18 protein-coding genes, 4 tRNA genes and 1 pseudogene are annotated in these 24,968 nt (G+C 56.1%); 15 read left to right on the top strand and 8 right to left on the bottom strand.

Going from position 1 to position 24,968, the window contains the following annotated elements; all coding sequences use genetic code 11:
* The first annotated feature begins 75 nt into the window (after positions 1-75).
* The 8 genes and pseudogenes from ACOTX7_RS06470 (at position 76) to recD (ending at position 13,559) form a co-directional block, all read left to right on the top strand.
* A complete protein-coding gene (locus tag ACOTX7_RS06470; protein ID WP_221256415.1) occupies positions 76-540 on the top strand; it encodes a prepilin peptidase-dependent protein in 465 nt (154 codons plus the stop codon).
* Positions 531-1,091, top strand: coding sequence for a prepilin peptidase-dependent protein (locus tag ACOTX7_RS06465; protein WP_221256414.1), 561 nt, complete (start codon positions 531-533; stop codon positions 1,089-1,091). Before ACOTX7_RS06470 ends, ACOTX7_RS06465 begins: the two co-directional genes overlap by 10 nt.
* Positions 1,088-1,486: a DUF2509 family protein gene (locus tag ACOTX7_RS06460; RefSeq protein WP_032674030.1), complete on the top strand. Its 399-nt coding sequence runs from the start codon at positions 1,088-1,090 to the stop codon at positions 1,484-1,486. The genes ACOTX7_RS06465 and ACOTX7_RS06460 overlap by 4 nt, the downstream gene beginning before the upstream one ends.
* Positions 1,471-1,794: pseudogene (locus tag ACOTX7_RS06455) on the top strand (prepilin-type N-terminal cleavage/methylation domain-containing protein). Before ACOTX7_RS06460 ends, ACOTX7_RS06455 begins: the two are co-directional and overlap by 16 nt.
* Before the next feature lie 12 nt (positions 1,795-1,806).
* Positions 1,807-5,181 carry an exodeoxyribonuclease V subunit gamma gene (gene recC, locus ACOTX7_RS06450; RefSeq protein WP_047353865.1) on the top strand — a complete coding sequence of 1,125 codons (3,375 nt, stop codon included), beginning with the start codon at positions 1,807-1,809 and terminating at the stop codon, positions 5,179-5,181.
* Positions 5,182-5,320: 139 nt separating this feature from the next.
* Positions 5,321-8,203, top strand: a complete 2,883-nt coding sequence (gene ptrA / locus ACOTX7_RS06445) for a pitrilysin (RefSeq protein WP_205924572.1) — start codon at positions 5,321-5,323, stop codon at positions 8,201-8,203.
* The gene (gene recB, locus ACOTX7_RS06440) at positions 8,200-11,742 is read left to right on the top strand and encodes an exodeoxyribonuclease V subunit beta (RefSeq protein WP_221256412.1); all 3,543 of its coding nucleotides are present in this window, start codon (positions 8,200-8,202) and stop codon (positions 11,740-11,742) included. The genes ptrA and recB overlap by 4 nt, the downstream gene beginning before the upstream one ends.
* Positions 11,739-13,559: an exodeoxyribonuclease V subunit alpha gene (gene recD / locus ACOTX7_RS06435; protein WP_221256411.1), complete on the top strand. Its 1,821-nt coding sequence runs from the start codon at positions 11,739-11,741 to the stop codon at positions 13,557-13,559. Before recB ends, recD begins: the two co-directional genes overlap by 4 nt.
* A gap of 33 nt (positions 13,560-13,592) precedes the next feature.
* Here recD and argA read toward each other — a convergent pair whose 3' ends face one another.
* Positions 13,593-14,924 (bottom strand): amino-acid N-acetyltransferase, encoded by a 1,332-nt coding sequence (gene argA / locus ACOTX7_RS06430; RefSeq protein WP_221256410.1) that lies wholly within the window; start codon positions 14,922-14,924, stop codon positions 13,593-13,595.
* Positions 14,925-15,151: 227 nt separating this feature from the next.
* Between argA and amiC the strand changes: the two genes are divergently transcribed.
* Entirely contained in the window at positions 15,152-16,405 is a 1,254-nt protein-coding gene (gene amiC / locus ACOTX7_RS06425) for an N-acetylmuramoyl-L-alanine amidase AmiC (protein ID WP_003862766.1), read from the top strand.
* 88 nt (positions 16,406-16,493) lie between these two features.
* Here amiC and ACOTX7_RS06420 read toward each other — a convergent pair.
* The 4 genes from ACOTX7_RS06420 to ACOTX7_RS06405 form a co-directional block, all read right to left on the bottom strand.
* Positions 16,494-16,570 (bottom strand) — tRNA-Met (locus ACOTX7_RS06420).
* Positions 16,571-16,614: 44 nt separating this feature from the next.
* A tRNA-Met gene (locus tag ACOTX7_RS06415) sits at positions 16,615-16,691 on the bottom strand.
* 44 nt (positions 16,692-16,735) lie between these two features.
* Positions 16,736-16,812: transfer RNA gene (locus ACOTX7_RS06410), tRNA-Met, on the bottom strand.
* Positions 16,813-16,983: 171 nt separating this feature from the next.
* A tRNA-Met gene (locus ACOTX7_RS06405) sits at positions 16,984-17,060 on the bottom strand.
* A 208-nt stretch (positions 17,061-17,268) separates the two neighbouring features.
* Here ACOTX7_RS06405 and mltA point away from each other — a divergent pair.
* Complete coding sequence (gene mltA, locus ACOTX7_RS06400; RefSeq protein ID WP_006811805.1) at positions 17,269-18,366, top strand: murein transglycosylase A; 1,098 nt, start codon at positions 17,269-17,271, stop codon at positions 18,364-18,366.
* 75 nt (positions 18,367-18,441) lie between these two features.
* Positions 18,442-19,248 (top strand): tRNA cyclic N6-threonylcarbamoyladenosine(37) synthase TcdA, encoded by an 807-nt coding sequence (tcdA, locus tag ACOTX7_RS06395; RefSeq protein ID WP_006811804.1) that lies wholly within the window; start codon positions 18,442-18,444, stop codon positions 19,246-19,248.
* Here the strand turns inward: tcdA and csdE are convergent.
* Positions 19,239-19,685: a cysteine desulfurase sulfur acceptor subunit CsdE gene (gene csdE, locus ACOTX7_RS06390; protein ID WP_006811803.1), complete on the bottom strand. Its 447-nt coding sequence runs from the start codon at positions 19,683-19,685 to the stop codon at positions 19,239-19,241. The genes tcdA and csdE overlap by 10 nt on opposite strands.
* On the bottom strand, positions 19,685-20,890 hold the full coding sequence (gene csdA / locus ACOTX7_RS06385) for a cysteine desulfurase CsdA (RefSeq protein ID WP_205921523.1): 1,206 nt from the start codon (positions 20,888-20,890) through the stop codon (positions 19,685-19,687). The genes csdE and csdA overlap by 1 nt, the downstream gene beginning before the upstream one ends.
* A 192-nt stretch (positions 20,891-21,082) precedes the next feature.
* Here csdA and ACOTX7_RS06380 point away from each other — a divergent pair, with 192 nt between their 5' ends.
* From ACOTX7_RS06380 to rlmM, 4 genes are all read left to right on the top strand, one after another.
* Positions 21,083-21,310 carry a YgdI/YgdR family lipoprotein gene (locus ACOTX7_RS06380; RefSeq protein WP_003862759.1) on the top strand — a complete coding sequence of 76 codons (228 nt, stop codon included), beginning with the start codon at positions 21,083-21,085 and terminating at the stop codon, positions 21,308-21,310.
* Between the two features lie 350 nt (positions 21,311-21,660).
* Complete coding sequence (gcvA, locus tag ACOTX7_RS06375; protein WP_003862758.1) at positions 21,661-22,578, top strand: glycine cleavage system transcriptional regulator GcvA; 918 nt, start codon at positions 21,661-21,663, stop codon at positions 22,576-22,578.
* Between the two features lie 39 nt (positions 22,579-22,617).
* Complete coding sequence (locus ACOTX7_RS06370) at positions 22,618-23,013, top strand: DUF423 domain-containing protein (RefSeq protein ID WP_003862756.1); 396 nt, start codon at positions 22,618-22,620, stop codon at positions 23,011-23,013.
* On the top strand, positions 23,006-24,106 hold the full coding sequence (gene rlmM, locus ACOTX7_RS06365; protein WP_006811801.1) for a 23S rRNA (cytidine(2498)-2'-O)-methyltransferase RlmM: 1,101 nt from the start codon (positions 23,006-23,008) through the stop codon (positions 24,104-24,106). Before ACOTX7_RS06370 ends, rlmM begins: the two co-directional genes overlap by 8 nt.
* Positions 24,107-24,194: 88 nt before the next feature.
* Here the strand turns inward: rlmM and xni are convergent, their stop codons facing one another.
* Positions 24,195-24,950 (bottom strand): flap endonuclease Xni, encoded by a 756-nt coding sequence (gene xni, locus ACOTX7_RS06360; protein WP_006811800.1) that lies wholly within the window; start codon positions 24,948-24,950, stop codon positions 24,195-24,197.
* Positions 24,951-24,968 lie beyond the last annotated feature (18 nt).

Genomic DNA, 24,968 nt, shown 5'->3' with positions numbered 1-24,968 from the left:
AAATCTCTGGAAACAGGCTCGTAATGTTCTGGTTTGACGCTCGCACCGTTTCTGCTATTCCGCCACACTCCTGCCATGAAAAACGAACATGGCTTCACGCTTATCGAAACCCTTATCGCCATCTCGCTGGTCGTGATCCTTAGCGCCACAGGGCTCTATGGCTGGGACAGCTGGCAACAGCGGCAGCGGCTTTGGCAAACCGCCTGCCAGGTGCGGGATTACCTGGTGTTTTTGCGCAATGACGCTAACCGTCACAACAGCGAGCACAAGATTGCGCTGCAAAGCGACGGTGAAAAGGACTGTCTGGTGAGTTCTGCGGCTTCCGGTTGTGACAGCGGTGGCCCGTTCGTGATGAAGCCGCTGTGGCCCGGCGTCACGATAAGCGACATTACACCGGCGTTGGGATTTTACGGCTTAAGGGATACCGCGTGGGCCGGACATATCCGCGTGCAGAGCCGCGCTGGTGCGTGGTGGGTTATTGTCTCAAATGGCGGACGTATCAGGCTCTGTAATGCTGCGGGAGAGGGTGTATGCCAGTAAATCGAAAAGGGTTCTCCCTCCTGGAAGTGCTGATTGCGATGACAATAAGCAGCATTCTGTTACTCAGCACGTCACGTTTTTTACCGGGGCTACAGCGGGGTGTTTTACTGCAATCCGGGCAACAGACGCTGGAGGATGAGGTCTGGCAACGTCTGTTCGCGATCGGTAAACAGCTTCAGAGAGCAGGATACTGTGCAGGGCATTGCCAGGGGCAGGGGATACTCATCGGCAGGCAAGGACGATGTGTAATTGTGCAATGGGATGCAAACAGCAACGGCCAGTGGGATAGCTCCGCGTCAGAAAATGACAGCACGGGATGCCGGCTTGAGTCAGGGGCGCTCGAAACGCTGCGGGGCGCCACCTCCTGTGAAGGTAAGGGGTGGGATAAGCTCACTGACCCCGATCGGATCCTGATAGAGCAGTTTATGGTCACTAAAACCGATCATGCTGGCTTCGCCCCGGTAGTCAGTATTGAGCTACGTGCCCGCCTCAAAGGTGAACTGACCGCACCTTTTTCGGCCCGCCACACCGTAACAGGGTTTAATCTGTGAATCGTCAACGGGGTATGTCATCGCTGGCGCTGGTTCTGCTGTTACTGGTGCTCGGCACGCTGATCCTCACCGGATTAAATCAGCAGCTGCAAACCTTTAGTACGCTGGTGAGTGGGGAGAGTCAGTCTGTTCGACAGCAGGCTGCCGTGCAATCTGCACTGGAGTGGGGACGCGTTCAGGGCTGGGCTTTACAGCCAGAGGTTCAGTGCAAACAGACACAACGTTTGCGGGTCTGTGTGAGGCTGTCTGGAGAGCGTGTTTTGCTTATTGCCGGAAATGACGATCTGTTGCTATGGCGAGGTGGGGACATCGCGGAAGGGCAGATACGCTTTTCAGCCCACGGCTGGAGTGATTTCTGTCCCCTTAAGGAAAGTGCGCTATGTCAGTTACCCTGAGCAGGCAAAAAGGATTTAGCATGGTTGAGGTTTTGCTGGCAATGATGTTGCTGGTTATGGTTGTGACGGCGTTATCCGGCTATCATCGCGCGCTGGCATCACGGTTTGCGGCGCTTAGCCAGTATCGTCAGCTATGGCATCATGCGTGGAATCAGTCGCAGATCTCAACAGTGACGCTCCCGCCGGGCTGGCAGGTCAGTCGGGGGCAGACAACATAGTCCGGATGTGTCAGCATCACGGTCACACTTATTTCTCCTATGGGGCGGCAGGGTGCGTTGACGCGTCTGCATTGCCCGGTTAGCCGGTAGTCGGGAGCGTTTATGCTAAGGGTTTACCACTCAAATCGTCTGGATGTGCTGGAAGCACTGATGGAGTATATCGTTGAGCAAGAGCGTCTTGACGATCCGTTTGAGCCAGAAATGGTGCTGGTGCAAAGCACCGGTATGGCGCAGTGGCTGCAAATGTCCCTTTCGCAGAAATTTGGCATTGCGGCGAACATTGATTTTCCGCTGCCCGCGAGCTTTATCTGGGAGATGTTTGTTCGCGTTCTGCCGGATATCCCTGAGCAGAGCGCTTTCAACAAACAAAGCATGGCCTGGAAACTGATGACGCTGCTGCCGGACATGCTGGCGCATGATGAGTTCGCCATGCTGCGCCACTACCTGAATGACGACACCGACAAGCGTAAACTCTTTCAGCTGGCCTCACGCACCGCCGACCTCTACGACCAGTATCTGGTTTATCGTGCAGAATGGCTGATTCGCTGGGAAGCGGGAGAATTAGTCGAAGGGTTGCCGGAAGCGCAAATCTGGCAGGCGCCGCTCTGGAAAGCGCTGGTCGAGCATACCGGGAAACTCGGTCAGCCGAAGTGGCATCGTGCTAACTTGTACGATCGCTTTATCTCGATACTTGAAAACAGCGCAGAACGGCCAGCCCGTTTGCCGTCACGCGTGTTCATTTGCGGGATCTCCGCGCTGCCGCCTGTCTACCTGAATGCGCTAAAAGCGCTCGGTAAGCACACTGATATCCATATCCTTTTTACCAACCCGTGTCGGCACTATTGGGGAGATATTCAGGATCCGCGCTGGCTTTCACGTCTGGTCACCCGCCAGAGAAAACGCCTCTTTGAGGAACGCGCCGTGCCGCTGTTTAAAGACAGTGAAAACGCGGCGCAGCTTTTTGATGAAGAGGGGATTCAGAACCTGCCGAACCCGCTGCTTGCCTCGTGGGGCAAGCTGGGACGCGACTATATTTATCTGCTTTCAGATATCACCTCCTCGGGAGAAGGGGATGTGGATGCGTTTGCAGATATTACGCCGGACAGCCTGCTACACAATATTCAGCTCGATATTCTGGATTTAGAAAACCGTGCCGTTGCCGGGATCACCGCCGAGGAGTTTGCGCGAAGCGATAAGAAGCGAAAACTGGATCCTGACGATCGCAGTATCGCGATCCACGTCTGCCACAGCCCACAGCGTGAAGTTGAAATTCTTCATGACCGTCTGCTGGCCATGTTGCAGGATGACCCAACCCTGACACCGCGCGATATCGTGGTGATGGTGGCGGATATCGACAGCTATAGCCCGTTCATTCAGGCGGTATTTGGCAGCGCAACGGGCGACCGCTATCTTCCCTACGCGATCTCTGACCGCCGCGCTCGTCAGTCACACCCGGCGCTACAGGCCTTTATTAGCCTGCTTTCGCTGCCCGATAGCCGGTTTATCTCTGAGGATGTGCTGGCATTGCTGGATGTGCCTGTTCTGGCCGCACGTTTCAACATTAATGAAGAGGGGCTGCGCTACCTGCGCCAGTGGGTCAACGAATCCGGTGTCCGCTGGGGTATTGACGATGATAACGTCCAGGAGTTCGAGCTACCTGCGACCGGGCAGCATACCTGGCAGTTTGGCCTGACGCGTATGCTGCTGGGGTATGCGATGGAAAGCATCCACGGCGAATGGAATGACGTGCTGCCCTATGATGAGTCCAGTGGGTTAATCGCGGAACTGGTGGGGCACCTGGCCTCGCTGTTGATGCAGCTTAACCGCTGGCGCCGTGCGTTGATGCAGCCTCGCCCGCTCGAAGAGTGGCTGCCAGTTTGCCGCGAAATGCTGAATGATTTCTTCCTGCCGGACAGTGAAACGGAAGCCGCCATGGCGCTTATTGAGAAGCAGTGGCAGGCCATCGTTGATGAGGGGGTTAATTCGCACTATCACGAGGCGGTTCCCCTTTCACTTCTGCGTGATGAGCTGACGCAACGTCTCGATCAGGAGCGCATCAGCCAGCGCTTCCTGGCAGGGCCAGTGAATATTTGTACCCTGATGCCCATGCGTTCAATCCCGTTCAAAGTGGTCTGTCTGCTTGGCATGAACGACGGTATTTACCCGCGTGCGCTGCCGCCGCTGGGCTTTGATCTCATGAGCGCACAACCGAAGCGTGGCGACCGCAGCCGCCGCGATGATGATCGATATCTTTTCCTTGAGGCGCTGATTTCTGCGCAAAGCAGGCTGTATATCAGCTATATCGGTCGTTCAATTCAGGATAACAGCGAGCGTTTCCCGTCTGTGCTGGTGCAGGAGCTGGTGGACTACATCGGACAGAGCCACTATCTGCCGGGCGATGAAGCCTGTAACTGCGACGAAAGCGAACGTCGGGTCAAAGCGCATATCACCTGTCACCACAGCCGTATGCCGTTTGATCCTGTCAACTACGTTCCTGATGAATTGCAAAGCTACGCCCGCGAGTGGCTTCCCGCCGCGAAGAAAGCGGGGACGCCGCAAACCGATTTCATTCAGGCGCTCGAACCGCGCGCCACGGACACCCTTACGTTTGAGCAGCTACAGCGCTTTTGGGCGCACCCGGTTCGGGCTTTTTTCCAGCAACGCTTACAGGTGAATTTCCGCTCGGAAGAGAGCGAAATCCCCGATGCGGAACCGTTTATTCTTGATGGGCTGGAGCGTTTTAAGCTTAATTCCCAGCTTCTGAATGCGCTGGTTGACGAAGAAGATGCCAGCAAACTGTTCAGACGTTACAGGGCGTCGGGATTACTTCCGTATGGTGCATTCGGCGAAATCGTCTGGGATGCCCAGTGCGAAGAGATGCGAGCGCTTGCTGACCGCGTTATCGCGTGTCGGCAGCCAGCGAGCAGCATTGAAATTGATCTCGATTGTAACGGTGTGCACCTCAGCGGCTGGCTCACGCACGTGCAGTCCGACGGGCTGTTGCGCTGGCGTCCATCCATGCTCAGCGTTGCACATGGCCTGCAACTCTGGCTCGAACATCTTGTCTACAGTGCGAGTGGTTACGAAGGTGAAAGCCGGTTGTTTGTACGCAAGGACGGCGAGTGGCGCTTCCCGCCGATGGAGCCTGAGCAGGCGTTGACGTATCTGTCGCTTTATATTGAAGGTTACCGTCAGGGCATGAACAAACCTCTGCTTGTGCTGCCTGAAAGTGGGGGGGCATGGATAAAAGCCTGTTATGACGCGAAGAATGATGCCATGTTAACGGATGAGGCTTCGCTTCAGAAAGCGCGCAGCAAGTTTTTGCAGGCCTACGAAGGGAACATGATGGTACGTGGAGAAGGCGACGATGTCTGGTATCAACGTTTATGGCGAACGCTGGAGCCAGAATACTTCGACACTATCACGGAAGAGGCGCAACGCTACCTGTTACCGTTGTTCAAATTTAATCAGTCCTGAGTGCTGTATAAAAATTGCGCAGCATGAGGTGTTCATTTATGATGCACCTCTTATCACGGACTGATGTACCCAAAGAAAGAGATGCTGGCGTGTCCAGCACGCACGTTGTTAATGATGTAGCCGTGATAAAGAGGTCGTAATGCCAGGCAGCACCTTGTTCAAAGCGTTTGTTTTGTTTATCGCCCTTTGGGCACCCGTCACTCAGGCTGATGCCGGTTGGCAACCTGTCCAGGAAACAATCCGTAAGAGCGAAAAGGACACCCGTCAGTATCAGGCAATTCGTCTTGATAACGGGATGACCGTGCTGCTGGTTTCCGATCCTCAGGCGGTGAAATCGCTTTCCGCACTGGTTGTGCCGGTCGGTTCGCTGGAAGATCCTGACGCCCATCCGGGGCTGGCGCACTACCTCGAACACATGACGCTGATGGGTTCTAAAAAATACCCGCAGCCGGACAGCCTGTCTGAATTCCTCAAAATGCATGGCGGCAGCCACAACGCCAGTACCGCGCCGTATCGCACCGCGTTTTACCTGGAAGTGGAAAATGATGCGCTTGACGGGGCGGTAGACCGTCTGGCGGATGCTATCGCCGCACCGCTGCTGGATAAAAAATACGCTGACCGGGAACGCAACGCCGTGAACGCCGAACTGACGATGGCGCGCACGCGAGACGGGATGCGCATGGCGCAGGTAAGTGCTGAAACCATCAACCCGGCGCACCCGGGTTCGCGCTTCTCTGGCGGCAACCTTGAAACGCTGAGCGACAAGCCGGGTAGCCCGGTGCTCGATGCGCTGCATGCGTTTCGCGAAAAATACTATTCCGCCAATCTGATGAAAGCGGTTATCTACAGCAATAAACCGTTGCCGACGCTGGCAAACCTGGCCGCGCAAACCTTTGGCAGGGTGCCAAATAAACATATCGAACTGCCGCAGATTAACGTGCCGGTTGTTACGGACGCGCAAAAAGGCATTGTTATTCACTACGTTCCGGCACTGCCGCGCAAGGTATTACGCGTTGAATTCCGTATTGATAACAACACGGCGCAGTTCCGCAGTAAAACCGACGAGCTGGTGACCTATCTTATTGGCAACCGAAGCCCGGGTACGCTCTCCGACTGGCTGCAAAAGCAGGGGCTGGTGGAAGGTATTCGCGCTGACTCCGATCCGGTCGTAAACGGTAACAGCGGCGTGCTGGCCATTTCCGCGACGCTGACCGATAAAGGGCAGGCTCACCGTGACGACGTTGTTGCGGCCATTTTCAGCTATCTCTCTTTACTGCGCGAGAAAGGCGTCGATAAACGCTACTTTGACGAGCTGGCGCACGTGCTGGATCTCGATTTCCGCTACCCCTCTATCACGCGTGACATGGACTACGTTGAGTGGCTGGCAGATACCATGATCCGCGTGCCGGTGGAACATACGCTGGATGCGGTAAATATTGCCGATCAGTATGACGCCGGGGCCGTTAAAGCGCGTCTGGCGATGATGACCCCGCAGAATGCCCGGGTCTGGTACATCAGTCCGAACGAACCGCATAACAAAACGGCCTACTTCGTTGATGCCCCGTATCAGGTTGAAAAAATCAGCGAACAAACCTTCGCGGACTGGCAGAAAAAGGCGGGGGAGATTGCGCTGACGTTACCGCAGCTTAACCCCTACATCCCGGACGATTTCTCGCTGATCAAACCTGCAAAGGCGTATCCGCATCCGGAACTGATTGTCGATGAGCCAACGCTGCGCGTGGTCTACACCCCAAGCCGCTATTTCACCGACGAGCCAAAAGCCGATGTCAGCGTGGTGCTGCGCAACCCTAAAGCAATGGACAGCGCCAGAAACCAGGTGCTGTTTGCGCTGAACGATTATCTGGCCGGGATTGCCCTCGATCAGCTCAGCAACCAGGCTGCCGTTGGCGGCATCAGCTTCTCCACCAACGCCAATAACGGCCTGATGGTGAATGCCAACGGCTATACCCAGCGTTTGCCGCAGCTTTTCCAGGCGCTGCTGGAAGGTTATTTCAGCTATACGCCTACGGAAGAACAGCTCGAGCAGGCTAAGTCCTGGTATGCCCAGATGATGGATTCTGCCGAAAAGGGTAAAGCCTACGATCAGGCGATTATGCCAGCGCAAATGCTGTCGCAAATTCCGTACTTCCAGCGCGAAGATCGCCGTGCGTTACTGCCCTCTATCACCTTAAAAGAGGTGCTGGCTTACCGTGATGCGCTGAAAACCAATACCCGTCCGGAGTTCCTGGTCGTGGGGAATATGAGCGAAGATCAGGCTAAAACGCTGGCGCAAAACGTCCGTGCGCAGCTGGGTTCAAAAGGGGATGAGTGGTGCCGTAACCAGGATGTGCTGGTAGAGAAAAAGCAGAACGTGATCTTCGAAAAAGCGGGGAGCAGCACGGACTCCGCGCTGGCCGCGGTGTTTGTCCCTGTCGGTTACGACGAATTTACCAGCTCTGCCCGGAGTGCCGTGCTCGGTCAAATTATTCAGCCGTGGTTCTACAACCAGTTGCGCACCGAAGAGCAGCTGGGCTACGCGGTGTTCGCCTTCTCCATGAACGTGGGCCGTCAGTGGGGGCTGGGCTTCCTTCTGCAAAGCAGCGACAAGCAACCCGCTTACCTGTGGCAACGTTATCAGGCGTTCTTCCCGCAGGCGGAAGCAAAACTGCGCGCCATGAAGCCGGAAGAATTTGCCCAGATCCAGCAGGCGGTTATCGCTCAGGTGATGCAGCCGCCGCAAACGCTGGGCGAAGAAGCCTCGCAACTGAGCAAAGATTTTGATCGCGGTAATATGAAATTTGATTCGCGTGATAAAATAGTGGCCGAAATAAAACAGCTGACGCCACAAAAGGTTGCCGATTTCTTCCATCAGGCGGTGGTAAAACCGCAAGGTATGGCCATCCTGTCACAGGTTTCTGGCAGCCAGAACGGGAAAACGGACTACGTAAAATCGAAAGAGTGGACCGTCTGGAAGAGCGTCAGCGCACTGCAACAAACTTTGCCCTGGAGTAAGAAAGAATGACCCATACCGCTGAGCCGCTTGATCCCCTCAGATTACCTCTACAGGGTGAGCGACTGATTGAAGCCTCAGCGGGAACGGGAAAAACCTATACCATCGCCGCGCTCTATCTGCGCCTGCTGTTAGGACTGGGCGGCAACGCCGCTTTTTCGCGCCCGTTAAGCGTGGAGGAGCTGCTGGTGGTAACCTTCACCGAAGCGGCCACTGCCGAGCTGCGTGGCCGTATTCGCAGCAACATTCATGAACTGCGCATCGCCTGTCTGCGCCAGACGACGGATAACCCCCTCTACGCGAGCCTGCTGGACGAGATTGCGGATAAGCAACAGGCTGCGCAATGGCTGCTGCTGGCCGAACGGCAAATGGACGAGGCATCCGTCTTCACCATTCACGGTTTTTGTCAGCGCATGCTGAGCCTGAATGCGTTTGAATCCGGCATGCTCTTTGAGCAACAGCTTATTGAAGATGAATCCGAGCTTCGCTATCAGGCCTGCGCGGATTTCTGGCGTCGTCACTGTTATCCCTTGCAGCGCGACATTGCCGAAGCGGTTCACGCCCTGTGGAAAGGTCCGGAAGAGCTGCTTCGCGCCATCGACCGTTACCTGCAAGGCGAAGCGCCGGTCATTAAATCTCCGCCACCTGCCGATGAAACGCTGGCCTCGCGCCATGAAAAGATCGTCGCCAAAATTGCCGCGCTGAAGCAGAAGTGGAATGAATCGGTTGGAGAAATCGATGCGATCATCGAAAACTCAGGCATCGACAGACGCAAGTTCAACCGTGGGAACCAGGGGAAATGGATTGAAAAGATCAGCGCCTGGGCCGAGGAGGAGACGCGGGGCTACCAGCTCCCGGACGCGCTGGAGAAATTTTCGCAGCGCTTTTTGGCCGAGCGAACCAAAGCCGACGGCATTGTGCCTGAGCATCCCCTGTTTGTGGCGATTGAAGCGCTGCTTGCGGAGCCATTATCGCTCAATGATCTGATGATCACCCGCGCCATGACCGAGATCCGCCAGGCCGTCGCGCGCGAAAAACGTCGCCGGGGTGAGTTGGGGTTTGATGACATGTTGAGTCGCCTGGACGAGGCCCTGTCCAGTGAGAATGGTGAAGCGCTCGCCAGCGCGATCCGTACCCGTTTTCCGGTGGCGATGATAGACGAATTTCAGGACACCGATCCCCAGCAGTACCGCATTTTTCGCCGTATCTGGCGACAGCAGCCCGATACAGCCCTGCTGTTGATAGGCGACCCAAAACAGGCGATTTACGCCTTCCGTGGGGCAGATATCTTCACCTACATGAAAGCTCGTAGTGAGGTTGTCGCGCATTACACGTTAGACACGAACTGGCGCTCCGCTCCGGGGATGGTTGAAAGCGTCAATGCGCTGTTCAGCCGTATGGAGACGGCGTTCATGTTCAATGAAATCCCTTTCCTGCCGGTGAAATCCGCCCCAAAAAACGCGACCCTGCGCTTTGAAGTCAGTGGAAAGGTGCAACCCGCCATGACCTTCTGGCTGCTTGAAGGGGAAGGCTATGGCGTTGCTGACTATCAGGCGGCGATGGCCCAGCACTGCGCCGCGCAGATCCGTGACTGGCTGAGCGCAGGCGCGCGCGGTGAGGCGCTGCTGTGGAAGGGGGAACAGGCAAATCCTGTTAAGGCCTCTGATATTACCGTGCTGGTGCGCAGTCGTCAGGAAGCGGCGCTAATCCGCGATGCGCTAACGTTGCTGGATATTCCGTCAGTGTATCTCTCTAACCGCGACAGCGTGTTCGACACGCTGGAAGCCCAGGAAATGCTCTGGCTGCTTCAGGCGGTGCTGGCGCCGGAGCGCGAAAATACGCTTCGAAGCGCACTGGCCAGCTCTATGCTGGGGTTGAACGCGCGGGATATTGACGCGCTCAACCATGATGAAGAGGCCTGGGATGCGGTGGTGGAAGAGTTTGTCCATTACCGTGAACGCTGGCAAAAACGGGGCGTTATGGCGATGCTTCGCGAATTGATGACGTGGCGTCAGATTGCTGAAAATATGCTGGCGTCATCCGGCGGTGAAAGGCGTCTGACCGATATTTTACACATCAGCGAACTGTTGCAGGAAGCCGGTACTCAGCTTGAAAGTGAACATGCCCTCGTGCGTTGGCTGGCGCAGCAAATCGCAGATCCAAACAGTAACGCCTCAAGCCAGCAGATGCGTCTGGAGAGCGATAAGCATCTGGTGCAAATTGTCACCATTCATAAATCGAAAGGCCTCGAATATCCGCTGGTCTGGCTGCCCTTTATCGCGAACTACCGCGTTCAGGATCAGGCCTTTTACCATGACCGGGAAACTTTCGATGCGGTGCTTGATCTCAGCAAAGCGGAAACCAGCGTTGAACTGGCAGAAGCGGAGCGTCTGGCGGAGGATTTGCGCCTGCTTTACGTGGCGCTAACCCGTTCTGTCTGGCATTGCAGCCTGGGCGTCGCGCCGGTATTCCGCCGTCGCGGGGAGAAAACAGGGGAGAGCGATTTCCATTTAAGCGCGTTAGGGCGGCTTATCCAGCGTGGTGAGCCGAAAGATGCGGCGGGGTTGCGCCTCTGTATTGAGTCGCTTTGCGGTGATGATATCGCCCTGCATATCCCCTCTCTGCCAGATAACAGCCGCTGGCAAATGGCAGAAGAGCCAGCGACCGATCTTAATGCGCGCCAGATCACCCGGGTGCTTGCCGACGACTGGCGCGTCACCAGCTATTCTGGTCTGCAACAGCACGGGCAAAGTATTGCGCAGGATCTCATGCCAAAGCTGGATATTGATGCCGCAGGCGTGGGCGATGTTCTGGCTGAACCGACGTTAACCCCCCATCAGTTTCCGCGCGGCGCGTCACCGGGAACGTTTTTACATAGCCTGTTTGAAGAACTGGATTTCACCCAGCCCGTCAGCGAGGAGTGGGTGTCGAAAATGTTGCAGAGCGGGGGCTACGACGCGCACTGGCAGCCCGTGCTTACAGGCTGGATCAACGCCATTTTGCAGGCGCCGCTGTCGGAGCAGGGCTTTTCACTTAGCCAGTTAACGGCCAAAAATAAGCAGGTTGAGATGGAGTTTTATCTTCCTGTCGCTGGCCCCCTTAAGGCCGAGGCGCTCGATGCGTTGATCCGTCAGTACGATCCGCTGTCAGCCGGTTGCCCGCCGCTGAACTTCCGTCAGGTGCAGGGCATGCTGAAAGGGTTTATCGACCTGGTCTTCCGTCACGACGGGCGTTATTACCTGCTGGATTACAAATCAAACTGGTTAGGCGAGAACAGCGAAGCCTATACCCAGCAGGCGATGGCGGCAGCCATGCAGATGCATCGCTACGATCTCCAGTATCAGCTCTATACCCTGGCGCTGCATCGCTATCTGCGCCACCGTATTGCGGACTACCGCTACGACGACCATTTTGGTGGCGTCATCTACCTGTTCCTGCGCGGGGTCGACGCTGCCGATCCGCGCTCTGGTATCTTCAGCACCCGTCCGGATGCGGAATTGATTGATAAAATGGATAACCTGTTTGCAGCAAACACGGAGGAGATGGCATGACGATGCAGGAATTATTGCTGGATGCGGTAGAGCAACACGTGCTGCGCCAGCTGGACGTGCAGTTTGCCATGATGATTGCCGCTGACCAGCCCGCCGTGATGCTTGCCGCAGCCCTTTTAAGTAAAGACGCCGGGGAGGGACATGTCTGTCTGCCGCTCTCGCGTCTGGTGGTTGATGAGAAAACGCCGCCTGTTATCCAGTCCTGCTTTGCGCTGCTGGGTGATACGGTGGACTGGCAGAACGTTTTGCGAGAATCGTCAGCCGTCGGGCCGGGAGAAAACCAGGCTCCGCTGATCCTGACGGGGGAGCGCTTATACCTGAACCGCCTGTGGCGAAACGAACTGACGGTAGCGCGTTTCTTTAGTGAGACCAATGCGCCGCTTCCCTGCGACGAGGTGCAGCTTCGCCAGACGCTGGACAGGCTGTTTGGCTCCGGTGAGGCCACAGACTGGCAGAAAGTGGCGGCGGCTGTCGCCCTGACGCGGCGGATCTCGGTGATCTCCGGCGGCCCGGGGACCGGGAAAACAACCACCGTCGCAAAACTGCTGGCAGCCCTGATACAGCTTTCAGGCGAGCAGCGATGCCGTATTCGTCTGGCGGCGCCTACCGGGAAGGCCGCGGCGCGTCTGACCGAATCACTGGGCGGCGCGATGCAACAGCTGCCGCTCACGCAGGAGCAGCTGGCGCTTTTCCCGGGTGAAGCGAGCACCCTGCACCGTCTGCTCGGTGCTCAGCCGGGTAGCCAGCGGCTGCGCTACCATGCGGGTAATCCGCTGCATCTGGACGTGCTGGTGGTGGATGAAGCCTCCATGATCGACCTGACCATGATGTCGCGCCTGATCGATGCTCTGCCGCCCCATGCGCGCGTGGTTTTCCTGGGCGATCGCGATCAGCTCGCCTCCGTTGAGGCCGGGGCGGTGCTGGGGGATATCTGTACCTACGCCAGTTACGGTTATACCGCCGCGCGGGCGCAGGAGCTTGCCCGTCTGACCGGTTGCTCGCTTGAACCCGATCACACGCCGGTTGCGGGCGCATTGCGTGACAGCCTGTGCCTGCTGCAAAAAAGCTACCGTTTCGGTAGCGATTCCGGCATCGGCCAGCTGGCTGCGGCGGTCAACCGTGGCGACAGGCATGCCACGCGCACGGTGTTTGACGGTTCCTTCACTGACATTGAAAAGAAATCGCTGCAAAGCGGGGAAGAGTATCAGGCAATGCTTGAGGAGGCTCTCCAGGGATACCAGCGTTTTCTGAGCTGCGTGCAACAGCGCAGTCAGCCCGAGCAGGTCATCGCCGCATTTGGCGAATACCAGCTTCTGTGCGCATTGCGGGAAGGGCCGTTTGGCGTCACGGGCCTGAACGACAGGCTGGAGCAGTTGCTGGTGCAGAAACGCAAAATTAACCGTCCACCGCATTCGCGATGGTATGAAGGCCGACCCGTAATGATCTCCCGCAACGACAGTGCGCTGGGGCTGTTCAACGGGGATATCGGCATTGCGCTCGATCGCGGTAACGGCCTGCGCGTCTGGTTCCAGCTGCCGGACGGCAGCGTGAAGTCCGTTCAACCCAGCCGCCTGCCAGAGCATGAAACGGCATGGGCGATGACGGTACATAAATCTCAGGGTTCCGAGTTCAACCATGCGGCGCTGATCCTGCCGACACAGCTGTCGCCGGTAGTGACCCGTGAACTGGTCTACACCGCCATTACCCGCGCACGCCAGCGTCTGTCGCTGTATGCGGATGAGCGCGTGCTGGGACAGGCGATTGCCACCCGTACCGAGCGCAGAAGCGGATTAAGCGCAATATTTGAATCTGTCTGAGTGAACGCCCTCTCCGACAGGAGAGGGTGACTGTTATCCCAGGTCCGCCATTAACACCTTCGAGCGGCGCTGATAGTTGTACATCTCTTTCTTACTTTCCGGCAGGGAATCAATATCTACCGGTGTGAAGCCGCGCTCCTGGAACCAGTGAATGCTGCGCGTGGTGAGCACGAACAACTTGCTTAGCCCCATCTGGCGCGCCTGTGCCGCCACGCGTTCAAGCAGCAGTTCGCCCCGCGAGGAGCTGCGGTAATCAGGGTGTACGGCGACGCACGCCATTTCGCCAATCTGCTCTTCCGGGAACGGATAAAGCGCCGCACAGGCAATGGTCAGGTTATCGCGCTGAATGATGGTGAATTTGTCGATCTCCATCTCCAGCTGCTCGCGGGAGCGGCGAACCAGGATCCCCTGTTGCTCCAGCGGACGGATCAGCTCCAGAATGCCGCCGATATCGTTGATAGTGGCACGGCGGATCTGCTCGGCGCTCTCCATCACGATCTGCGTACCAATACCATCCCGGGAGAACAGCTCCTGCAACAGCGCGCCGTCTTCCTGATAGCTGATCAGGTGGCTGCGGCGCACCCCGCTGCGGCAGGCTTTAACGGCACCGCGCAAAAAACGCACGGTACCGGAATAGTGATCACCTTGTGCTTCCAGCGCTTCGACGCGCGCCTGGGCTTCATTCGGAAAAAGTTCTGGCACAATCACGCCCTCATCATTCACGACGCCCTGCGAGGAGCAAAACCCGATCATTTTTTCCGCTTTCAGCTTGATGGCCAGCTGGGTGGCAATCTCTTCCGAGGTCAGATTAAAACTTTCACCCGTTACGGAGACGGCAACGGGTCCCATCAGGACGATCGCGCCATTGTCTAACTGGCGGTGAATGGCTTCTTCATCAATACGCCGTATGCGGCCGCTGTGGCAGTAATCTACCCCATCGTCCACGCCGAGCGGCTGAGCGATGATGAAGTTGCCGCTCACCACGTTGATGTGCGCACCCTGCAACGGCGTGTTATTCAGGCTCATCGACAGGCGGGCGGTGATATCCAGCTGCAACAGACCCGCCGCCTGCTTGACCAGTTCGAGGGTTTTCGCATCCGTCACGCGGGTATGTTTGTGGTAGATCGGCTCATGGTGATGAGCGGCCAGGTTGGCTTCGATTTGCGGACGTGCGCCATATACCACCACCAGACGGATACCGAGGCTGTGCAGCAGGCCGATGTCATTGACGATGCTGGAAAAGTTTTCATGCTCAATGGCTTCGCCGCCAAGCATGATGACAAACGTTTTTCCCCGATGGGTGTTGATATAGGGAACAGAATGGCGGAATCCCTGGACCAGTTCGGTTCTGCGTTCCTTAACCATGACACAACCCTTAGTGAATGTTTATTCGTAATTTATGTATTTTTATTCGATTGTGACCGCGTGTGCAAGCCTAAATTTTCTGCGACCTACAGAAAATAATAAGTAATCCGTGCGTTAACGTATGATTGTTTACCCTTTTATGGATGACAGTTTATGCGTCATTCGTTAAAGTTTTCGGTCAATTTGGGCGTTTTGTTCATCAATCAGATTTCTTGCTCGGGAGAAGCATGTCGGGATCCAATTCAGCAATAAGCCGCCGCCGCCTGTTAAAAGGGGCCGGGGCGATGTGGTTGCTTAGCGTCAGCCAGGTGGGTCTTGCCGCCACAAGCCAAGTAGTCGCGGTGCGCGTCTGGCCGTCGTCGACCTATACGCGCGTGACGGTCGAGTCCAACCGCGTGCTGAAATACAAGCAATTTGCCCTCAGCAATCCTGAACGTGTGGTGGTTGATCTCGAAGGTGTGAACCTCAACTCCGTGCTTAAGGGCATGGCGGCTCAGATCCGGGGCGACGATCCGTTTATCAAATCGGCGCGCGTCGGGCAGTTCGATCCGCAAACCGTGCGGATGGTGTTTGAGCTGAAGCAGAACGTGAAACCGCAGCTCTTTGCCCTTGCGCCTGTTGCCGCCTTTAAGGAGCGCCTGGTGATGGATCTCTATCCGGCGAATGCAACGGATATTCAGGATCCGCTCCTGGCATTACTTGAGGATTACAACAAAGGCGATCTCGACAGTCAGGTTCCGCCAGCGCAAAGCGGTCCAAAGCCGGGCAAAGCGGGGCGCGATCGCCCGATTGTGATCATGCTCGATCCTGGTCATGGCGGAGAAGATTCCGGCGCCGTCGGGAAATATCGCACCCGCGAAAAAGATGTGGTGCTGCAAATTGCCCGTCGTCTGAAAGCGTTGATCGACAAAGAAGGCAATATGCGCGCCTACATGACGCGCAACGAAGATGTTTTTATCCCGCTTAAAGTTCGTGTCGCGAAAGCGCAGAAGCAGCGCGCGGATCTGTTTGTCTCTATCCACGCAGATGCCTTCACCAGTCGCCAGCCGAGCGGATCATCGGTGTTTGCCCTGTCAACGAAGGGGGCGACCAGTACCGCAGCGAGATATCTGGCGGACACGCAGAACGCCTCGGATTTAATCGGTGGCGTGAGCAAAAGCGGCGACCGTTACGTCGACCACACAATGTTTGATATGGTGCAGTCGCTGACCATTACCGACAGCCTGAAATTTGGTAAAGCGGTGCTGGGCAAACTGGGCCGGGTCAACAAGCTGCACAAAAACAGCGTCGAGCAGGCCGGATTTGCGGTACTGAAAGCGCCGGATATTCCATCCATTCTGGTCGAAACCGCGTTTATCAGTAACGTGGAAGAGGAACGCAAGCTCAAGACCGCTAAATTCCAGCAGGAAGTGGCGGAGTCCATTCTGGCGGGGATCCGGGCCTATTTCTCAGACGGGGAAACGCTGGCGCGGCGGGGGTAGGGCAGTAAGCCGGGTATCTTGCCCGGCCTTTTCACAAACGCCAGATACAAAAAAACACCCTTCAGGGTGTTTATTGTTTAAGAAGTGTTGGTTGCGGGGGCCGGATTTGAACCGACGACCTTCGGGTTATGAGCCCGACGAGCTACCAGGCTGCTCCACCCCGCGTCCGTCTTTCTACACTTGTAGAAACTTACTTCTTCAAATTTGATTGGTTGCGGGGGCCGGATTTGAACCGACGACCTTCGGGTTATGAGCCCGACGAGCTACCAGGCTGCTCCACCCCGCGTCCGTCTTTCTACACTTGTAGAAACTTACGTCTTCAAATTTGCTTGGTTGCGGGGGCCGGATTTGAACCGACGACCTTCGGGTTATGAGCCCGACGAGCTACCAGGCTGCTCCACCCCGCGTCCGTCTTTTTGCTTCGTATTTCAAACCACATCTGCGTTGACTTTCCTCGTTCACCTCAGTCACTTACTGGAGTAAGTTCCTAAGGATTCACTGCGTCGTCGCCTTGCTGTGATTCGAACCACTTCGCAAAAACTTCTACTGTCGTAGAAGATACTTCATCAAATTTTAATTGGTTGCGGGGGCCGGATTTGAACCGACGACCTTCGGGTTATGAGCCCGACGAGCTACCAGGCTGCTCCACCCCGCGTCCGTGGAAGCGCACTATACTCGGATAGGTTTGTGATGCAACCCCTTTTTCGCATAATTCATTATTTTGTATGCAAAATGAACGGGAATAGCCTCCTCAGGCTATTTTTTGTGCAGAATTTGCCAAAGGGAAGGCGATTGCATTTCATTAACACGGTGGGTTTGTTATCTTCATCACGCGGAATTGGGCAACTAAAAGACGAGATATAATGAAAGGACGTTGGGCGAAGTATCTGATGACAGGCGCAATGGTAGCAATTCTTGCGGCCTGCTCTTCCAAACCGACCGATCGCGGTCAACAGTATAAAGACGGGAAGTTATCCCAGCCTTTCTCTTTAGTTAACCAGCCAGATGCCGTGGGTGCTCCGATCAATGCCGGGGATTTCTCCGAGCAGGTCTACCAGATCCGCAATGCTTCTCCGCGTTTATACAGTTCGCAGAACAATGTCTATAGCGCCGTACAGGACTGGCTGCGCGCAGGCGGTGATACCCGCAATATGCGCCAGTTTGGTATCGATGCCTGGCAGATGGAAGGGGCGGATAACTACGGTAACGTCCAGTTTACCGGTTACTACACCCCGGTAGTCCAGGCACGACACACGCGCCAGGGCGAGTTCCAGTATCCCATTTACCGTATGCCGCCGAAACGCGGTCGTCTGCCGTCCCGCGCAGAGATCTACGCCGGTGCGCTTAGCGAAAATTATGTTCTGGCCTACAGCAACTCGCTGATGGATAACTTCATTATGGACGTGCAGGGCAGCGGCTATATTGATTTTGGCGACGGCTCGCCGCTGAACTTCTTTAGCTATGCCGGGAAAAATGGCCATGCCTATCGCAGCATCGGTAAGGTGCTCATCGACCGTGGTGAAGTGAAACGAGAAGACATGTCGATGCAGGCGATCCGCGAGTGGGGCGAAAAACACAGCGAAGCGGAAGTGCGTGAGCTGCTTGAGCAGAACCCATCGTTTGTCTTCTTTAAACCACAGAACTTTGCGCCAGTGAAAGGGGCGAGCGCCGTACCGCTGATTGGCCGCGCTTCTGTTGCATCGGATCGTTCGATTATCCCGGCGGGTACTACGCTGCTGGCGGAAGTTCCTCTCCTCGACAACAACGGCAAATTCAACGGCAAGTATGAATTGCGCCTGATGGTGGCGCTGGATGTGGGCGGGGCGATCAAAGGCCAGCACTTCGACATTTATCAGGGCATCGGCCCGGATGCCGGTCACCGTGCAGGCTGGTATAACCACTACGGACGCGTTTGGGTACTGAAGGCGGCACCGGGTACCGGAAACGTATTCAGCGGCTGATTGTGGTATTCTGAGGGCAAGACGGATTACGGTTCAGGGTGAGGAATACCTCACCCTTTTTACATCTGAGGTTTTATGTCTGTGGTAATCAGCGATGCCTGGCGCCAGCGTTTCGGCGGCACGGCACGGTTATATGGTGAAAAAGCCCTGCAACTGTTCGCGGATGCGCATGTCTGCGTGGTGGGCATTGGCGGTGTGGGTTCGTGGGCGGCAGAGGCGCTGGCGAGAACCGGTATTGGCGCAATTACGTTGATTGATATGGATGACGTCTGCGTTACTAACACTAACCGTCAGATCCATGCCCTGCGTGATAACGTCGGTCTGGCAAAATCTGAAGTGATGGCAGAGCGTATTCGTCTCATCAACCCGGAGTGCCGGGTGACGGTGATCGACGACTTTGTGACGGCAGATAACGTCGCGGAGTACATGAGCAAAGGCTACAGCTATGTGATTGACGCCATCGACAGCGTGCGGCCTAAAGCGGCGCTAATCGCTTACTGTCGTCGTTACAAGGTGCCGCTGGTGACAACGGGCGGCGCGGGCGGACAAATTGATCCGACGCAGATCCAGGTAGCGGATCTGGCCAAAACCATTCAGGATCCGCTGGCCGCTAAGCTGCGCGAGCGCTTAAAAAGCGACTTCAACGTGGTGAAGAACAGTAAAGGCAAGCTGGGCGTGGACTGTGTGTTCTCGACAGAAGCGCTGGTTTATCCGCAGGCGGATGGTTCGGTCTGTGCAATGAAAAGCACGGCGGAAGGGCCAAAGCGGATGGATTGTGCCTCTGGGTTTGGGGCGGCCACCATGGTGACCGCCTCCTTCGGCTTTGTGGCGGTCTCTCACGCCCTGAAGAAGATGATGGCGAAGGCGGAACGTCAGGCCTGAGCCTGACGTGCGGCATCCAGCACCGCGTCGTTGAGCGCGATCAAGCCCTGACCGCGCGAGGCGCTAAGCTGCGCGCGAAGTCCCAGTTCATCGAACAGCGCCAGCGGAGAATGCGCCAGCAGCTCTGCGGCGCTTTTCCCTTCGACTGCGGTCAACAGCACCGCCAGCAGACCGCGAACAATGCGTCCCTCGCTGTCGCCAAAGAAATGCAGTTTCTCACCGGATACGCTAACCCCAAGCCAGACGCGGTTCTCGCAGCCTGCGATCTCTTTCGCCTGTGATTTCAGTTCGTCTGACAGCGTGGGCAACTGTTTGCCCAGCAGGATCAGCTGACGGTATTTATCTTCCCACTGCGTGAGCGGGACAAAGGTCTGTTTTAACGTCTCTTCAGTAATAACGGTGCCGAACGGGTGCCCGGCCAGAGCTGAACTTGTCATTAATCCACCAGTAATTCCAGGGCGCGGTCGACGGCGGAAACCAGCGCGTCGACGTCACTTTTTGTATTGTACGGGGCAAACGAGGCGCGCAGCGTACCGCTCACGCCGATAGCCGCCAGCAGCGGCTGGGCGCAGTGCTGTCCGGCACGCAGGGCAATGCCGTATCCGGCCAGCAGCGTCACCATGTCGCTATGGTGTACGCCCGTGAAATCAAAGGCGAGCAGGCTGGAGTCCTGAACGCGAAACGAGCGGAAACCCGGACGCTTTTTCAGTTCTTCTTCCGCCAGCGTCGCCAGCCCCCGGCTCCAGCTTTCAGCCTGAGCCACGTCCGTTTCAGCCAGCCATTCGAGCGCCGCGCTCAGGCCGATAACCCCGGCCACGTTCGGTGTACCGGCTTCCAGGCGGTAAGGAACATCCTGCGTTTTAAAGCCGTCGAAGGTCACCTCGGTAATCATCTTGCCGCCGCCGAGCCACGGCGTCATCCGGGCCAGCAGTTCAGGTTTGCCGTACAGCGCGCCGATACCGGTTGGCCCGTACAATTTGTGCCCTGAGAAGGCGTAGAAGTCGATATCCAGCGCCTGAACGTCAGCCGGAAAATGCACCACCCCCTGCGCACCGTCGACCATCACCACCACGCCGCTGGCATGGGCAATTTTAATGGCGCGTGCCAGATCCGGGCAGCCGCCGGTGACGTTGGACATCTGCCCCAGCGCCAGAATTCGGCTGCGGGACGTTATCAGTTCAGGCAGACGCGCCACGTCAGGCAGGAAGTCAGCACCCAACGGGAGCTTCACAACGCGTGCTCCGGTTTGTTCGGCTACCATCAGCCAGGGCACCAGGTTGGCGTGGTGTTCCGCCTCGCTGACGATGATCTCATCTCCGGGCTGCAATAACGGACGCGCGTAGCATTGCGCCACCATGTTAATGGCCTCGGTGGTGCCCCGTGTCCAGACGATGTTCTTACCGCTGTCAGCGTTGATCAGGCGCGCCACCTGATCCCGTGCGGCTTCGTATTGTGCCGTTAAGCGCTGCGCGTCGGCATACTGGCTGCGGTGCACGTTCCCGGCGCTCAGGCTGTAAAACTGACGAGTTGCCTCAATCACCGCCTGCGGCTTAAGGGCCGTGGCGGCGCTATCAAGGTAAATGCCGGCATCGGCCAGCGCCGGAAACTGTGCGCGAAACTGCGCAGGGCTGAAAGCGTTCATGGAATTCCTCATATCGATTCTACGATCGTCGCGCAAATTCATCGACAGGGCAAGGAAGTTGATATCTATCAGATTTGTCTGCTTATCCTGGCGAGTCTGAAAAAGCAGGTTATGCTAAATAGTGTTAGGCGGATGTTTTAGCCTGTTATAAATCGAGGTTTGAATAGCATTAATTGCTAAAGGAGAATAATCATGAAAAAGACAGCTGCAATCATTTCTGCCTGTGCGTTGACCTTTGCCCTGAGCGCCTGTTCTGGTAATAACTACGTAATGCATACCAACGATGGTCGATCTATCGTCTCTGAAGGGAAACCGACAACCGATAATGATACCGGGATGATTTCATACAAAGATGCTAACGGGAACAAACAGCAGATCAATCGCACTGACGTGAAAGAGATGAAAGAAATCGAGCATTAACAGGTAGACAAGCGAAAAAAAAGCACCGCAAGTTGGCGGTGCTACATTAATCACTATGGACAGACAGGGTAAATGTACAGGAAGTGAAAAATTGGTAGCGTTGCTACCGTGGTCTGAATCGCAGACCAATTGCAAACACAACAACACAACATCACAACCGTAAGCCAAAAGCCCTTCAGAACACGCATTCCAAAAAAAGCTTTTCGTTCCGGCTCAGGAAGTGCCGCCACTATAGGTATTTGCTGGTAGTTCCTCAACGGACAAATTATAATGGCTCAGATAAAAAAAACTAATAGGTTAAACGTTGTTTCCTATATGTTAAATCTCGTTAACATCTAAGCCAGATAACCATGTCCAAGCGATTGCCACCCCTAAATGCATTACGTGTTTTTGATGCAGCAGCACGCCACCTCAGCTTCACCCGCGCAGCCGATGAGCTTTTTGTGACACAGGCCGCAGTAAGTCATCAAATCAAGTCTCTGGAGGATTTTCTGGGGCTTAAGCTGTTTCGTCGACGCAACCGTTCGCTGCTGCTGACTGAAGAGGGGCAGAGCTATTTTCAGGATATTAAAGAGATTTTTTCCCAGCTGACGGAAGCCACTCGCAAACTTCAGGCCCGGAGTGCAAAAGGTGCCCTGACTGTCAGTTTATTGCCCAGTTTTGCCATTCAGTGGCTGGTGCCGAGACTCTCAAGCTTTAACTCAACTTATCCGGGAATCGATGTCCGAATCCAGGCGGTGGACCGTCAGGAAGACAAGCTGGCGGATGATGTGGACGTGGCGATTTTTTACGGTCGTGGTAACTGGCCAGGCTTGCGTGTTGAGAAATTATACGCAGAATATCTGTTGCCGGTCTGTTCACCGCTGCTGCTGACGGGGGATAAAGCGCTCAAAACGCCCGCCGATCTGGCGCAACATACGCTTTTACACGATGCCTCGCGTCGCGACTGGCAAACTTATACCCGCCAGCTAGGTCTTAATCATATAAACGTGCAGCAGGGGCCCATTTTTAGCCACAGCGCGATGGTGCTACAGGCCGCCATTCACGGGCAGGGCGTGGCGTTGGCAAACAACGTGATGGCGCAGTCCGAAATTGAGGCAGGCCGTCTGGTTTGCCCATTTAACGATGTACTGGTCAGCAAGAATGCATTTTATCTGGTTTGTCATGACAGTCAGGCAGAACTGGGTAAAATAGCCGCTTTCCGGCAGTGGATACTGGCAAAAGCGGCAAGCGAGCAAGAAAAATTCCGCTTCAGGTATGAACAATAACGTTTGTGTGCCGGGCACGCATCAATTCAGGACTTAAACATGACCAGCCGATTCATGCTGATTTTCGCCGCGGTGAGTGGCTTTATTTTTGTAGCTCTGGGCGCGTTTGGCGCGCATGTCTTAAGCAAGTCTTTGGGCGTTGTGGAGATGGGCTGGATCCAGACCGGCCTTGAATATCAGGCGTTCCACACGCTGGCTATTTTTGGGCTGGCGGTAGCGATGCAGCGCCGCATCAGCATCTGGTTTTACTGGAGCAGCGTCTTTCTGGCGCTGGGTACCGTACTGTTCAGCGGCAGCCTCTACTGTCTGGCGCTGTCGCATTTACGCCTGTGGGCGTTTGTTACACCCGTCGGCGGCGTCAGCTTCCTGGCGGGTTGGGTTTTAATGTTTATCGGAGCTATCCGTCTGAAACGCAAGGGCGTTGTTCATGAATAAGGTTGTTTTATATTGTCGCCCGGGGTTTGAGAAAGAGTGCGCCGCGGAAATTACCGATAAGGCGGCGAAGCGTGAAGTCTTCGGATTTGCTCGCGTCAAAGAGAACGCGGGCTATGTGGTATTTGAATGCTATCAGCCTGATGATGCCGACAAGCTGGCGCGCGAGTTGCCTTTCAGCTCATTGATTTTCGCTCGCCAGATGTTTGTCGCGGGCGAACTGCTGAAAGATCTCCCGCCGGAAGATCGCATCACGCCGATTGTGGGCATGCTACAAGGCGTGGTGGAGAAGGGCGGCGATTTGCGCGTGGAAGTGGCCGACACCAACGAAAGCAAAGAGCTGATGAAGTTCTGCCGTAAGTTCACCGTGCCGCTGCGCGCGGCGCTACGTGATGCGGGAGTACTGACAAACTACGAAACGCCAAAGCGCCCGGTCGTGCATATCTTCTTTATTGCGCCAGGATGCTGCTACGCAGGCTACTCGTATACCACCAATAACTCGCCGTTCTTTATGGGGATCCCGCGTCTGCGCTTCCCGGCAGATGCGCCGAGCCGTTCAACCCTCAAGCTGGAAGAGGCGTTCCACGTCTTTATCCCGGCGGACGAGTGGGACGAACGTCTGGCAAACGGCATGTATGCCGTCGACCTTGGCGCGTGCCCGGGCGGCTGGACCTATCAGCTGGTGAAACGCAACATGTGGGTTTCGTCCGTGGATAACGGCCCGATGGCGCAAAGCCTGATGGACACCGGACAGGTTACCTGGCTGCGTGAGGACGGCTTCCGCTATCGCCCGAACCGCAACAACATCTCCTGGATGGTGTGCGACATGGTAGAGAAACCGGCGAAGGTCGCGGCGCTGATGGCCTCCTGGCTGGTGAACGGCTGGTGCCGTGAGACGATTTTCAACCTCAAGCTGCCGATGAAAAAGCGCTACGAAGAGGTGTCGCAGAACCTGGCTTATATTCAGCAGCAGCTGGACGAACACGGGATTAACGCGGAAATCCAGGCGCGTCAGCTGTATCACGACCGTGAAGAAGTGACGGTGCATATCCGTCGCTGGTGGGCGGCTGTGGGTGGACGTCGCGACGAGCGATAGTCCCCTCACCCTAACCCTCTCCCCAAAGGGGAGAGGGGACTGCTCCGTGCGGTCTTTTCCCCCTCGCCCCTTTGGGGTGAGGGGGATCTTAACGCTCTAACCTTAACTGCTGCAAATTCCCGTCCAGCTGTAAATCCGTCTGTAGCGTCGCCACCTCGCGGCAGATAAACGCCATCTCTTTATGCGCCTCCAGCTTCTTGCGCCATTTTTCCGGCACTTCATCAAGCCTGGCGTAAATGCCTTCCAGATCCTGAAACTCCGTCAGCAACTGTGCGGCACTTTTGGGGCCAATACCGGCGACTCCCGGTACTTTAGAGCTGCTGATCCCCGCCAGCCCCCAGTAATCGGGCAGTTGCTCAGGCGATACGCCAAACTCGCTGGCAATAAATGGCGCGTCCAGCCAGCGTTTTTGAAAGTAGTCGCGGATGCGGATCGTTGGAGAGAGCAGCTGGCAGTAGCCTTTGTCGGTTGAAACGATAGTCGCCTGATGCCCGGCGCCCGCGACTTTCACCGCCAGCGTTGCGGCTAAATCGTCAGCTTCATTACCGTGCGCGCCCCAGCACGGAACGCCGCGCTGCTCAAAGGCCGCGCGGATAACGGGCATTTCGGCGTGCAGATCGTCCGGCATCGGCGCGCGTCCGGCTTTGTAGTCCGGCAGGCGCTGGTGCCGCCAGCCGGTATTGCGTGCTTCATCGTCGAATACGGCAACAGCGTGGGTGGGTTCGCTATGGCGAATGAGCTGTTCCAGCGCGTGTAAACAGGTGTCCTTGCAGGGGGTGCCCTGTACCGCATGAATACGGCGAATCAGGTTAAGTGCATCGACGATAAGCAAATGAACGGCCACAGATAATCTCCCTTCTGT

This window comes from Enterobacter cloacae complex sp. IR5418 (genome assembly GCF_049238105.1).
In the GTDB taxonomy this organism is placed as follows: Bacteria; Pseudomonadota; Gammaproteobacteria; order Enterobacterales; family Enterobacteriaceae; genus Enterobacter; species Enterobacter hormaechei.
Note: the sequence above shows the minus strand (reverse complement) of the source record. Positions and strands in the feature narration are given on the sequence as shown.